This window comes from Candidatus Pseudothioglobus singularis PS1 (assembly GCF_001281385.1).
In the GTDB taxonomy this organism is placed as follows: Bacteria; Pseudomonadota; Gammaproteobacteria; order PS1; family Pseudothioglobaceae; genus Pseudothioglobus; species Pseudothioglobus singularis.
Genome location: NZ_CP006911.1, coordinates 179,739 through 193,139, shown reverse-complemented (window position 1 = coordinate 193,139; position 13,401 = coordinate 179,739). Strand labels below are relative to the sequence as shown.

General features: G+C 39.7%; 14 protein-coding genes. 1 reads left to right on the top strand and 13 read right to left on the bottom strand.

Features of this window, described 5'->3' with window-relative positions; genetic code table 11:
- Positions 1 to 38 precede the first annotated feature (38 nt).
- Positions 39 to 239: a DUF1289 domain-containing protein gene (locus W908_RS00945; protein WP_053819583.1), complete on the top strand. Its 201-nt coding sequence runs from the start codon at positions 39 to 41 to the stop codon at positions 237 to 239.
- A gap of 6 nt (positions 240 to 245) precedes the next feature.
- Here W908_RS00945 and W908_RS00940 read toward each other — a convergent pair whose 3' ends face one another.
- The 13 genes from W908_RS00940 to W908_RS00880 all read right to left on the bottom strand — a co-directional run bounded on the left by W908_RS00940 (position 246) and on the right by W908_RS00880 (position 13,381).
- Positions 246 to 1,163 (bottom strand): hydroxymethylglutaryl-CoA lyase, encoded by a 918-nt coding sequence (locus W908_RS00940; protein WP_053819582.1) that lies wholly within the window; start codon positions 1,161 to 1,163, stop codon positions 246 to 248.
- Complete coding sequence (locus W908_RS00935; protein ID WP_053819581.1) at positions 1,160 to 2,356, bottom strand: CaiB/BaiF CoA transferase family protein; 1,197 nt, start codon at positions 2,354 to 2,356, stop codon at positions 1,160 to 1,162. The genes W908_RS00940 and W908_RS00935 overlap by 4 nt, the downstream gene beginning before the upstream one ends.
- Positions 2,353 to 3,846, bottom strand: a complete 1,494-nt coding sequence (locus W908_RS00930) for an aldehyde dehydrogenase family protein (protein ID WP_082344993.1) — start codon at positions 3,844 to 3,846, stop codon at positions 2,353 to 2,355. Before W908_RS00930 ends, W908_RS00935 begins: the two co-directional genes overlap by 4 nt.
- Positions 3,843 to 4,553: a hypothetical protein gene (locus W908_RS00925; RefSeq protein WP_053819580.1), complete on the bottom strand. Its 711-nt coding sequence runs from the start codon at positions 4,551 to 4,553 to the stop codon at positions 3,843 to 3,845. The genes W908_RS00930 and W908_RS00925 overlap by 4 nt, the downstream gene beginning before the upstream one ends.
- A gap of 8 nt (positions 4,554 to 4,561) precedes the next feature.
- Entirely contained in the window at positions 4,562 to 5,548 is a 987-nt protein-coding gene (locus W908_RS00920) for an agmatinase family protein (protein WP_053819579.1), read from the bottom strand.
- A gap of 22 nt (positions 5,549 to 5,570) precedes the next feature.
- Positions 5,571 to 6,566: an arginase family protein gene (locus tag W908_RS00915; protein ID WP_053819578.1), complete on the bottom strand. Its 996-nt coding sequence runs from the start codon at positions 6,564 to 6,566 to the stop codon at positions 5,571 to 5,573.
- Positions 6,557 to 7,492 carry an arginase family protein gene (locus tag W908_RS00910; RefSeq protein WP_053819577.1) on the bottom strand — a complete coding sequence of 312 codons (936 nt, stop codon included), beginning with the start codon at positions 7,490 to 7,492 and terminating at the stop codon, positions 6,557 to 6,559. Before W908_RS00910 ends, W908_RS00915 begins: the two co-directional genes overlap by 10 nt.
- Before the next feature lie 2 nt (positions 7,493 to 7,494).
- Positions 7,495 to 8,454, bottom strand: a complete 960-nt coding sequence (locus W908_RS00905) for an arginase family protein (protein WP_053819576.1) — start codon at positions 8,452 to 8,454, stop codon at positions 7,495 to 7,497.
- Positions 8,455 to 8,511: 57 nt separating this feature from the next.
- Positions 8,512 to 9,327 carry an ABC transporter permease gene (locus W908_RS00900; RefSeq protein WP_053819575.1) on the bottom strand — a complete coding sequence of 272 codons (816 nt, stop codon included), beginning with the start codon at positions 9,325 to 9,327 and terminating at the stop codon, positions 8,512 to 8,514.
- Positions 9,328 to 9,332: 5 nt separating this feature from the next.
- Complete coding sequence (locus W908_RS00895) at positions 9,333 to 10,229, bottom strand: ABC transporter permease (RefSeq protein ID WP_053819574.1); 897 nt, start codon at positions 10,227 to 10,229, stop codon at positions 9,333 to 9,335.
- Positions 10,226 to 11,326: an ABC transporter ATP-binding protein gene (locus W908_RS00890; protein ID WP_053819573.1), complete on the bottom strand. Its 1,101-nt coding sequence runs from the start codon at positions 11,324 to 11,326 to the stop codon at positions 10,226 to 10,228. The genes W908_RS00895 and W908_RS00890 overlap by 4 nt, the downstream gene beginning before the upstream one ends.
- A gap of 94 nt (positions 11,327 to 11,420) precedes the next feature.
- Positions 11,421 to 12,479, bottom strand: coding sequence for an ABC transporter substrate-binding protein (locus W908_RS00885; protein WP_053819572.1), 1,059 nt, complete (start codon positions 12,477 to 12,479; stop codon positions 11,421 to 11,423).
- A gap of 173 nt (positions 12,480 to 12,652) precedes the next feature.
- On the bottom strand, positions 12,653 to 13,381 hold the full coding sequence (locus tag W908_RS00880; RefSeq protein ID WP_053819571.1) for an alpha/beta fold hydrolase: 729 nt from the start codon (positions 13,379 to 13,381) through the stop codon (positions 12,653 to 12,655).
- Between the last annotated feature and the right edge of the window lie 20 nt (positions 13,382 to 13,401).

The following is a 13,401-nucleotide window of genomic DNA, read 5'->3' as shown; positions in this document are numbered from 1 at the left end:
GAAAACTCAACTAAAATGCATTTCAAAAAAAATAAGCTATGAGTGAACAAGCTAGACTAAAACAAATCAAAAGTCCTTGTGTTAGTATTTGTAAATACAATAAAAACAACTTCTGCGTTGGTTGCAAACGTCACATGAATGAAATTTTTGATTGGTTTGATTATACTGATGAAATGAGAACAGCAATCATGACAGATTTATTGTCTCGTGATATAGATGCTGATACCCAATTAGTTTAAGGTGTATTAGCTAAGAGGTAAACCAGCATCCGGTGTAAAACCATACAATTCAACATCTGGTAGCGCTGTTGCAACGACATTTCTAGCGGCCATGAGCTTATCAAAATCAATACCTGTTTTTAGCCCCATTGCCTCTAATAAGAAAACCAAATCCTCAGTAACAATATTACCGCTGGCACCTGGTGCTGCTGGGCATCCACCAATACCTCCCATAGATGAGTCAATGGTGGTTAGTCCTACTTCCACAGCAGCTAAAACATTCGCCAATCCTTGTCCACGTGTATTGTGCAAATGAATCCCTGTAAGATGCTCGCGCCCAATGGCAGTCCAGACTTTCCCTATCAAACGCTTAACTTGCACGGGATTTGCGTATCCGGTAGTATCCGAAAGACCTACCTCATCACATCCAGCCTCCATTAACGCTTCTGCTAACTCCACTACTCGATCTTCTGGAACACTGCCCTCTATTGTGCAACCGAAAGCAGTTGAAAGCGCACCTTCAATAACAGGTCTTTCATCGACAGGTAGCTGTCTAATTAGGTTAACTATACTTTTCACTTCGTCCAACATCTGTTCATGCGTTCGATTGACATTTCGCAGACTATGAGTCTCACTAACTGACATGGGAATTGTAAGCTTATGGACATCTGCCTTTATCGCATTCTCAGCTCCCTTCAAGTTTGGAACTAAAACAGCCACTTTGAGTCCTTCAATAGTTCTTGCATACTGAGCGACTTCCATCATGTCAGCAAACTGTGGGAATATCCGTACTGGAACAAATGAACCGACCTCTATCTCGGGAATGCCTGCTAAAGCCAAAGCTTTAATCCAGAGCTTTTTAGCCTCAGTGGGCATAATTTGACTGATACTTTGCAACCCATCTCTTGGTCCAACTTCACTCACTTCAATGTCAATTTTATTCATATTGCTTTTTGTTCTTTTAGCGTTTTTATTTCAGTTTCGGTCAAACCAAGTTCACCAAGAATCTCATCAGTATGTTCACCAAGCATTGGAGGTGGGTTATCTACAGTTGGAGCATTTCCATCAAGCTTGATACCGGTTCGCGTAATTTTAATATCACGACCTACTCCTGGAACATCATTATAAGTTCCAACCATACCTCGATCTGCAATCTGAGGTTGAGCTAGAGCCTCTGGAACAGTCAAAATTGGACCACAAGGGACTCCTTTATCATTTAATAGTTCAGTCCACTCATCCGTAGATCGAGTCATAAGTGTTAGGTTGAGAATATCAGATAGTTCTGAGCGATTTTCAAGACGCGCCTCTCTAGTAGCAAATTTAGGATTTTCAAGTAACTCATTAAGCCCTAGGACTTGACATGTGGCTTCAAACTGTTCCTGTTTATTTGCTGCAATGTTGATCTGTCCAGAGCTAGTTTTAAAAGTCCCAGATGGGCTACTCGTAAAATTCTCATTACCCATCGCTTGAGGTTCTTGATATGCATTAAAGTAGTTTGAAATCTGAAAACCCATCGTACACATTACAGACTCCAACATTGAAACATCTATAAAGGTACCACGGTTGCCACCTTGTTTTGCAAGTGCTGCTGAAATCGCGAAGGCAGCTGTCAATCCGCCAATTGTATCAGCTATGGGATAACCAACCCTCAAAGGGGCTGAATCTTTATCACCTGTAATATTCATAGTGCCTGACATACCCTGGATAATTTGATCATATGCTGGTCGACTCTTCAGAGCACCTTCCTGACCAAATCCTGATATTGCACAATAAATTAGATCTGGATTCAAATCTCGAAGCACTTCATAGCCAACCCCAAGACGATTCATGACTCCTGGCCTGAAATTTTCAACTACTACATCAGCAGTTTCTACAAGGCGTTTAAATAAATTAATTCCTTCTGAAGATTTGAGATTAATAGTAATTGAGCGCTTGCCTGAATTTTGAGCAAGAAAAGTAGCTCCCATAAGTTTTTGATTCAGCTCAATATCCAAACCCAATTGCCTTGCTAAGTCACCCCTTACAGGCAATTCAATTTTTATTACCTCTGCTCCAAGATGTGCAAGTTGACAGGCACAGAATGGACCAGAAAGGACATTTGAAAGATCAAGTACACGATAGCCCTCTAAAGATTTCATGAGCCCTCCCTTTTAGAATTTAAGCGTTTACCATAATTTGCATGGATTACCTTAGTGTTGGTAAAAAACTCTCGGCAATAACTACTCTTTTCAGGAGGTCCAAATGATGAATTTTTTCGACCAGTTATTGGTGCATGAAAATCCATACCAGCAGTTGGAAGATTAATTTGTACCATTCCAGCTTGAATATTATCTATGAAGTGGTCAATTATCAAGCGGTCATTTGAAACTATACCTGCCGATAGGCCAAATTCAGAGTCATTAGCTACAGAGAGTGCTTCGTCATAATCGCTCACAGAAATTACAGCAGCGATTGGTCCAAATATTTCCTCACGACAAATTTTCATTTCGCTCTTAGCATTAATAAAAAGTGCTGGTGATAAATACCATCCAGGTGTTGTCTGTTCAACCTGGTCTCCACCCATTAAGTGCTTAGCACCATCGTTCAAACCAATGCGAAGGTATTCAAGGTTTTTCTTAAGCTGAGCCTCACTCACAACAGGACCAATATCAGTTTTTGGGTTTCGGGCATCACCAATCCTAAGAAGCTCCATACGCTTTGACATTGCATCAATAAAAGAATCATGAATATTCTCAGTTACTATGAGACGAGATGATGCGGTACATCTTTGTCCAGCAGAAAAGAATGCACCATTAATTGCAAACTCAACAGCTTTTTCTAGGTCAGCATCATCAAGCACGATGAGTGGATTCTTGCCACCCATTTCTAGTTGCATCTTGCCACCTCGGGCAAATACACTAGCTCCAATCTTGCGTCCAACAACTGAAGATCCAGTAAAAGAAACGCCTGCAACATTTGGATGTTCCACTAATGCTGCACCAGTTTCTGTTCCTTGTCCCATTAGAAGATTAAACACTCCATCTGGCAAACCTGCCCGGGAAATAATCTCAGCAAGAGCCCAAGCAGAACCGCAGACTAGTTCGGAAGGTTTGAAAACAACAGTATTACCATAAGCAAGTGCTGGCGCAATTTTCCAGGCAGGAATCGCCAATGGAAAGTTCCAGGGTGTTATTGCTGCAACTACACCGATTGGTTCACGCTGAATCTCAAGTGATATACCCTCACGAAGAGAACGATAACCCTCTGACTCTGAACGATATACCTCTGCTGCAAAAAACTTAAAAAGACTACCCGCACGATGAGCCTCTGCCACGGCCTCTTTCAGTGTCTTTCCCTCTTCACGTGCAAGAAGATCGCCTAGTTCACCTTTGCGCTGAATAATCTCAGAACCGATTGCATCGAGAATGTCAAACCTCTCCCCAGATGTACTGGATGACCAAAGTGGCAGTGCAGAGACTGCCGCTGAAACAGCATCCTGAACATCATTGCTAGTTGCAGTTGCGTATGTAGCGATTACATCATTAGTATCCGATGGATTAATGTTTTGCATATATTCTGAGCTAGAACGCCACTCACCTGCAATGAAGTTATGTTTTATGTCTTGTTCATTGGTAATTTGGTTACTCATAGTAATTCCTCTAAAATAGGTCGCCAACCGATATCCTCATGCCGATGATCATAGGTGTTTAAATAAAAAAATTGGCCAGCCTGATAACCACGACAACAGCGAGCAGTATCTCGATTTACATATGGTGTGGAAGTCCAGCTAACAGCACCAACCCAATTCCAGAATTGATTATGAGGTGATTGTAGCACCTCATCACTTAAGACTCCAGTCTTATCAATGGAAGTCAATGATGGAAGTCCCTTAATTTTTTCTCGACCTGAGACAAAACGATCCCACTCATTATCAGCTGGATGTCCGCCACTGAGGCCATCATTATCTAAATGAAAATCACTCCCTCCAGACATCAAACGACATTTGAAAGTTTTCCCATCAATCACCAGCTTAATTCCATCAACATACCCCGCATCAAATAAATCTTGCCAACTAACTCGGACAAGAATCATGCGATCACAAATATATAGTCGCCTAATAGTGTCTTTAAGGACAACCCAGTTTAAGGTATTTTTAGGGTTGCTTGATGTATCTCCTAACCACCATCGACTCCAATCTGGTGCGGGTTCAAACTCTGAAATATTGCCAGGCTCCATGCCCACAAAAGGTTTTTGTAGTATTGAGAAATCAACAATCCATGGGCGAGATGGAAGAGGTTGAGGCTCATTGTCATGATATAACGCCCCAAAAGATTTAATACCTTCAAATATATGCATAATTAGTTTTATTCACTAATTTCAAACATATGCCTGCGAAGAGTTCGCAAGAGAAGGTGTCCCGCAATTTGTTCTGTGCGTCCAGATGGGTCTAGTGGGGGGCAAGTTTCTACAATGTCCAAACCATCAAACGGCGCTTCTGAGAGGATATCAAGCATTTGGCAATACTGTCTTGGCGTAATTCCACTATGGACAACAGAACCTGTTCCAGGTAAATAGCCAGCATCCATCGCATCAATGCAAAGAGAAACATAAAGGCTTTCGCACCCTCTTGTTGCATGTTTAATGGCAAGCTCCATAACCTTGGAAGCGCCTAGGCGATGAACATCCTGAGAAGAGAAAACCTTTCCACCCATGCTTTTAATCAGCTCATATTCGCCCCCATCGATCCAACCTGATATACCAATCCATACCATGTTGGGTTGAATAATATTAGAAAATTCAGAAATGCGTCGTCCATTAGTGGCATGATTATGAGTACCCCATGCTCCAAGACGATTTGTAAAATCTAAGTGCCCATCAATCTGAATGTAGCCAAACTTTCGATTTGGATCACGATTTAAAAGGCCTCGCGAATATCCAAGACATGCCGGATAACCATTATAATGATCACCGCCTAATGCAAGAGGTATTCCCCCGGCAGCTGTAATAGCTTGTGTCATTGAGGCAATAGACTCAGTCGTATCTTCCACACAATCTGGAAAAATATCAGCATCACCACAATCAATAATCCATTTATCTTGACGGTTTCGAAGCACATTTTTCAAAATAGGATCGAAAAATTCAGTTTGTTCATTTGACATCAATTTAGATATTTCTGTAGTTGCTGCCCTCAGTGCATCTGGACCAAAGCGAGTTCCAACACGGCTTGAGTGTGTCCAGTCAGATGGCATTCCCACAACCCCAAGTGTTCCAGACTGAATCTCTTCTGGAGATCCAAGTGGTGCGCTAAAAAGAGAGCGAGCAACGGGATTCATTTTTGGATAATTTGACATAAGTTAGAGTTTGCTCCTTTTTTTAATTTTCATTTGAGTTGAAATCATTCATAAGTCCAAGACGTGAACAGAGGTATCCAACTAGTGCAGTAACAATTAGGCGCTGGCCAGTTTTGACAACGCTTAGTCCATTTATTGTAGGGTTATGACCCGTCAAAATTAAGGTAGCTATTGGTGCACTAGCGAGTGCGACTAGCACTTGCCTTAACAACTTTAGGCTCATTCCATTAAATATTGGCTGTTCAGACATACCATGAAGCTCTGAAGATACCGATGATAGATCCAGATTAACGATTACTGGTAACTCACGGTTCGATAATGTTAGGCTTAAATCGGCAATCTCCTTAGAGTTCATATCTTTAAGTTGGCTTGATGAAAATATTTTTGCCCCAACGCCTGATAGCTCCTTCAAAAATTCTACAGATGGATTCTCAGCTGGGGCTAGAATACATGTATCTTCCAGCTTGACTTCACCACTTGCCAAGAGAGAACAAAGAGGCGCAGAAGATTGATGATCAAGCTTTATATTCGAAGTGCCTGGTGTCTTCCCTCCAATTTGAATATATGCAGCAGACTTTCCATTTGCAATACCTCTGCAAACAGGAGAAATAATGCTACTATCCCCACCAAGGACAATACTTGTTGCATTACGATTATATATTTGTGCAATAGAATGATTAATAAGCTCTTCAGCTTTTAATTTAGTTTGCCCTAAAATTGGAATATCTCCAAGATCAAATAATCGCTCGTTGATTGATGATGTATCAAATACCTCATGCTCATCAATGTTGATTGGATTACTAAATTGTGGGTTCGCATACCAACCAAAATAGACTGAAGTTTCTCTTATCGATAAGGGAGAAAAACGTGCACCAGATTTAAGATTTTTACTACCTTCCATTGGAACACCAATGACTGCTAACGTTCCTGATGATAAGTCTTCAACCTTTGCCCTTACTGATCTCATAAATGATAAATGGCCAGCCATACGAGGTAATGGAGCAGTTCTCAACGGCATAGGACGCTCTCCTGAGACATTGCTTCAATAACACTTCTAATAATTTCAACAACAGTGACACTAGCTGCACTCCCAGAAATATCTAGATCTGGTATGTATCCGGTTACATCGGCACCAATAATGGGCAGTTTTCCTAATTCAAGAATGAGTGAAGTCAACTGCTTTGGTGTCAGCCCAGTTCCAAGGTATGGAGAGTTAGAGCGAATAGAGGGAATTGAAAGAACATCGACATCTACACTAAGATAGAAACTAATATTTTTGCCTGGCAAGCCATCAAGTATTTGCTCTGTTAGCCCAGCTAAAGATGAAGAAAGTTGTTGCGCAGAACGAACAAAACTATCAACTAAATATTCATACTCCTCCAAGGAGCTTGAATCGCTAACCCCTAAAAGAGCAATTGATTTTGATCCACCGCAGTAGTCACCAAGCTGTCTTGTTGCACATGAACGATTAAGTGGTTTTTGTTGAGGATTTGAGATTTCTACTGTATCCAAATTACGTGAAATTCTAATAATCTTTAAATCACTATCAGGCCTTGCCTTTAACTGGCCAGAAACTAAAGCAGGAATAAGGCTATAGTCTCCACCAAGTGCGAGAAGTTTAGCTCCTGTTTGGTGAATTCTAAAACTCTGTTCTTTAAGAATTGATTGCGTTTTCATTGGCTCAATAGGAAAAACATTGAGTTCGCCAATATCAATAATATTATTAGATGGAGAAATATTTTGACCATGTATTAGCAGAGGTAAAGATGCATACCTTAATTGCCGAGCTGCATATCTTGCGCCAGGCTCACCACCCGAAAAATGATCACAAAAAAGCCCAGTAAGAGCTATTTTTTCTTCAGAAAGATCTTCTATATCTCCAATAGGAGCACCAAAAAAGGAGGGCACTGATTGCATTGAAAGAATTGAATCTACTGAACTCATCTTCAAATTTCCTCAAAAAGTCGCTCACCCATTACTGCTAAAAGTGCCTCAGCTACAGCATATTGAGTATGGCCTCGAGCATCAAGCAAAGGTGCAACATTTGATACACAAATGCCAACTAACTTTGAAGCTATATTAGCTTTAGATAGAATCTCTATTAGCTGCAATGGAGTCAAACCGCCTACATTAAGGCCAGGAGTTCCAGCTGCGAATCCAGTATCTAAAACTCCAGCATCTATTACGCATAAAATTTGATTATTCTTAAGAGAGAATTGCTGAATCGCATTTAAAGCAATCTCTTCTCCTTGATCATGAATATCTTCAGCTGAAATAATGTTTCCATGAACCTTTTTTATTTCTTTCCAGTTTTCATGAGGCTGAATGCCATTAGTACCTATAGTAAGGATAGGATAGTTGTCAGATTTAGAACTAATTGAGAGCAGTGATGAAAGGGTTTTAGAGGTCAAACCATTTGCTTTTGGAATATCGAGTCGGTTTGATATCACGAGAAGCCCTAATTCACTAGAGGAGCTTTGCAGTCCAGTAGTCATTCCCTCTAGAATTCGTCCATCCCCTCCCAAGAGAACTGGCAATCCACCCTGATCATGCACTCCAGCAGTTAACTGATCAATTTGTTTCAAAGTCTCTGTTGTTACTTCAATGCAGTCAGAAAGATCACCCAGATCAATACCAATCACTTCACTCTTAAAACGCCTGGTCTTTCCTGTGTCAAGTGAGACCACTGTTTTTGATGGTGAGTTAAAATAACTGGTCAGAGCATTCATAGTCGCTTGACGAATTGCTTTAGGCCCATTTGAAGATCCACTTCGTCTAGGCAAAGTGGAATCAGCAGGTGCGCCAAAAACAACAATACTTCCTTTAGTAACTTCTTCTAGATTTTTCTCAGAAAATCCAGCATAAGTAGCACTAGCAGTTGTAGATTCACCAAAATTTTTACTCATAAGATTTCAACCTAAAATTAAATAGCTGCAAAAATATTATTGATATGCTCTGAGTAATCATGATTGATCCTTATTTTGATTTCTATTAAAAATAATTACAGTAACTAAAGCGCTGACAGAGACAAAAATCAGACAAGTTGATATTGCAGCAATTGTTGGGTCCACTTGGTCTCTCAAAGAATTAAACATACGACGAGTGATTGTCGCATTTTCTCCACCCGAAACAAACATCGAAACAACTACCTCATCGAGTGAGGTTATAAAAGCAAGCAATGCGCCCGTCTGGATTGAAAACTTAACTTGTGGAAGTGTAATCGTTAATAGAGCTCTTGGACGAGATGCGCCAAGGCTTCGAGCAGCAAGTTCTTGATTAAAATCATAATTTTTTAACCCAGCAAGTACAGTAATGATAACAAATGGAACTGCTAATGAAGTATGGGCAATAACGATTCCAGTGATTGTGTAATTTAGACCCAGTTTTGCATAAAGATGAAATACACCAATCGCAATAAGTATAACTGGCACCAGGATTGGAATGACGACAAGAAGCTGAGAAGCATTCCTTACTCTTGCAGAAGTAAATGTTAAACCGTATGCTGCCAAAGAACCTAATGGAGTTGCAATAAGTGTAGTCAAAAAGGCTACGAGCAAGGACGTTTTTGTAGATCTCATCCACTCACTCGATCCAAAATAAGACTCATACCAACGAAACGACCAAGACTCAGGAGGAAATTCTAGATAAGAGGCTCCAGAAAAAGACATCGGAATTACGATTAACGTGGGAAGTGAAAGAAAAAAAAGTATGCAAACTCCAGCAACTCCCAGCCAGAGATTATTATATTTTCTTTTACCTACCATTTCGATTGCAGCCATTCTTCCTACCTCATAAATAATTTATCAATGCCAAAGGCACGATTGAAAATCCAGATAGTGGCAAACGCCAAAATCAGAAGAACTACACCTAGAGCACTTGCTGCGCCCCAGTTCGAATACAGCATAATAGTTGAATCTATTCGTTGAGCAAGCATCTGTATTTTTCCACCGCCAAGCAATGCGGGGGTTACATAAGTACCCAATGCGAGAACAAATACCAGAACTGTGCCAGCAAAAAAACCAGGCAAAGACATTTTAAAGAAAACTCGCCAGAATGCTCCACGAGGAGTTGACCCTAGACTAATTGCAGCTCTAATGAAATTAGTATCAATTGAACGCATCGAAGCGAATAGTGGAAGGATAAAAAATGGTAATAAAATATGAACCATACCAATAATACTTCCGGTTAAATTATGCGCTAATTGAAGGGGTTCATCAATCCAGCCGATTGAAATAAGGGTGTCGTTAATAATTCCATTGCGTTGAAGAATAACCAGCCAGGCATATGTTCGAACAAGAATTGAAGTCCAAAATGGTAACAAAACAAAAACCATAAGAATTCCTGCCAATCGGTCAGGAAGTTGCGATAACCAGTAACATAGTGGATACCCGAGAAGTATACAAAAGAACAGAGTAATAAAACTAATTTTGAGGGTAACTATGAATGTTTTGATATAGAGTTGGCTTTGAAAAATTCGATCATAATTTTCCCAAGAGAAAACACCAGCACGGTCAAAAAATGAGAGAGATGAAAGCCAGAATACTGGAATAAATACAACAATCAAAATGGTGATAAGAGATGGAAGTGATAGATTAAAAAATAACCTGCCCTCTTTTCGACGTGCTTTTGCAAGAGCCTTGCTATTAACTCCTTCTAAATGATTATTGGCAACTATATTCATTCAACAGTTCCCTCAACGATAATGACATCTTCAGCATGAAGGCCAAGTTGAATTGGCTTACCTACTTCAGGAATATTGTTGCTACTTTGTGACTTGCTGGCAGGCAATCTGACACTAATTTTAGTATCCTTACCTAGGTCTACCAATACCAGTACACTTTCTCCTTGATAGACTGATGCACTGACTATTCCTGAAAGATCGTTCACTGTATCAGCCTTTGAATTGGACATAACTAAAAGCTCTGGACGAATAACAAGACAGTATGGATCAACTCCTTTCGGCTGAGGGTTATTCATCTTTAAAGGCTGGCCTCTTAAAATAAGGCCATCTTTTGAATTCTCTAGTTGAAGAAGAACTGATTCTCCAATGAAGTCAGCAACAAATAGGTCTTTAGGATTATCATAAAGTGCCTTTGGAGCATCAACCTGAACAAGACGCCCATTATTAATAACTGCAATACGATCTGACATAGTCAATGCTTCTCGCTGGTCATGAGTTACATAAACAATAGTTGCTTCAAGTTTTTGATGAAGTGCCTTAAGTTCTATTTGCATATGCTCTCGTAACTTTTTGTCTAAGGCGGATAGAGGCTCATCCATCAAAATAATCTTAGGCTCAAAGACCATTGCACGAGCGAGAGCTACGCGCTGCTTTTGACCACCAGAAAGCTGATGGATTCTTCGCTCACCATATCCTTCCAGTTGAACCATTTCAAGAGCTGCGTCAATTTTCTTTTTTTGATCAGTCTCAGACATTCCACGAACACGAAGTGGATAACCAACATTTTCAGCAACCGACATAAATGGAAATAGAGCGTAATTCTGGAATACCATCCCCAATCCTCTCATATGAGGGGGTGTCATAGTCATCTCTTGCTGGCCAAAGTAAATACTGCCTTGATCTGGACTAACAAAACCTGCTATAGTCATCAGTAAAGTTGTTTTTCCTGATCCAGATGGACCAAGTAGTGTGATAAATTCACCAGCTTTAATGTCTAATGAAACATCCTCTAGTGCGTAGACATCACCATAGGATTTGCTTAAACTTTTGATGCCAATAGGCAAAGATTTTTGATTTTCATGATCGGTATTTGACATACTCATTATCCTAGGTTAAATCCTAAAAAAAATTAAAAATTAAACAGATATATTGGGTGCAGAAACTTTACTACACCCTAATATTTTATCCTTTCTATTGCTGGATTAGTGTATCAAAGCGCTCTGTTAGAACATCTAGTTGACCAATATAGAAATTTGGATCAACTAACAATTGCTTGTCATAATTATCTGGATGAGTATTAACATTTTTTGCTTGTTCAATGCTTAGTACACCTGCATCAAATGCATACTTGTTTACAGGGCCAAGAGGCATTGTTTTAGCTAATGTAGCTTGAGATGAAGCTGATAATACAGAGTTTATAAGCTTCATTGCATTAGAATAATTTGGCGCACCTTTTGGAACGAGAAGACAATCAACATCCATCGTGCCATCTTGGAAAGTATAAGCTACATCAACGCCAGAGTTTGCAACACTCTCAACTCGATTATGACCCATATGGACTACATCAACTTCACCATCGCGAAGAATCTGCGCTGATTGAGAACCACCACGATACCATACTGTCACATGTGGAACAATTTCAGCAAGTTTAGCCCAAGCACGCTCCTGACCTTTCTTAGTAGAAAGAACATTATAAATTTCACTCTTAGGCACACCATCAGCCATAAGAGCAGCTTCTAAGTTGTAGTTAACTTTTCCATGCATACCACGCTTTCCTGGGAATTTTTCAACATCCCAAAAATCTGCCCAGCTTTGTGGTCCATTATCACCAAACTTATCTTTTCTGTAGGCAATGACTTTAGTGAAGTTAATAAAGCCAATATAGTTATCTTGTCGCAAATCAGATGGGATTCCTGAAGCATCCACCATTTTGTAGTCGATAGGCTCTAACATACCATCTCTTGAAAGTGTTTCACAAGCAGATAATTCCATTTCCGCTACATCCCAGGCAACAGCATTAGCTGAAATCTGAGCACGGACATCTTGAATACCATTGGTTGTATCTTCTTTAACTTCAATACCTAAATCTTGGGCAGCGGGAGCTAGCATTGAAGATCTAAGCGCATCTTGAAAAGATCCACCCCATGAAGCAAACATGACAGAATGTCCGTCGGCTTTAGCGATATTACTAAGGCCAAATCCCATTCCCATTAATAGTGTTAAGCACACTATTTTTAAATACTTATTCATTTGAAATCTCCTTTAGTTATTTTCCAAATTAAAAATTTAGTTTGGATATTGTCTCATAATATAAAACTAAAAGTTTCATTATACGAAACGTAGTTTCATTTTGATGTATAGTGAATAAAAAGTCAAGTAAAAATTTAAGTTTTTCTTATTAAAAAATTTTGCTATATGATTTATTAAGATAGGCTTTTCTCAGCCTTTACAAGGAATTTTTTTATTGCATTTGTCGTTCTGATGGGGCTCTCAATCGTTGGCAAATGTCCACAGTTTGGCAAAATTAAAATTTCGCTGTAAATTACTTTTACTGATATTTCCTTAAGTCCATTTAAGAAAAATTCTGAATCATCACTACCTCCAATCAATAAGAGTGGACATTTAATGTCTTTTAGGTTTTTTTGGAAATCTGGTCTCATTGCACAGGCGCTCATTTGTCGACTAATCGTGTCGATTGAATGGGCGTTGACCATCTCATGAAAACGTTCTCTTGCATTATTCAGCTTACCTTTGCCAGATATACAATCATCTACTATTTCGTCAACAAAATCTTCATACTGACCAGATTCTATTCTATCTATCCATCGTTTTCGCTCTTCAGCCTGATCTGGCATTTCAGCTCTCGCCGAAGTGGAGATTAGCACCACTCCCCAAACTCTATCAGGTGCAATACGTAGAACTTCCAATACTACATAGCCGCCCATACTTATTCCAACTAGGGAAAAATTATCTGGGGCTTGCGCCAAAATGGTATTTGCCATTTCAGTTATCGTTTTGGTCTGCCTAGTATCTATCAAGACTGCATTGAAAGGTGGACTGATACCTGAGATTTGATCAGCGAAGATTTCATCGCTGCAAAGCGCACCAGGGATAAAAACAACCGATTTATTAATGTTGACTTCTGATGACATTATTAACCCTAGTGTAACAG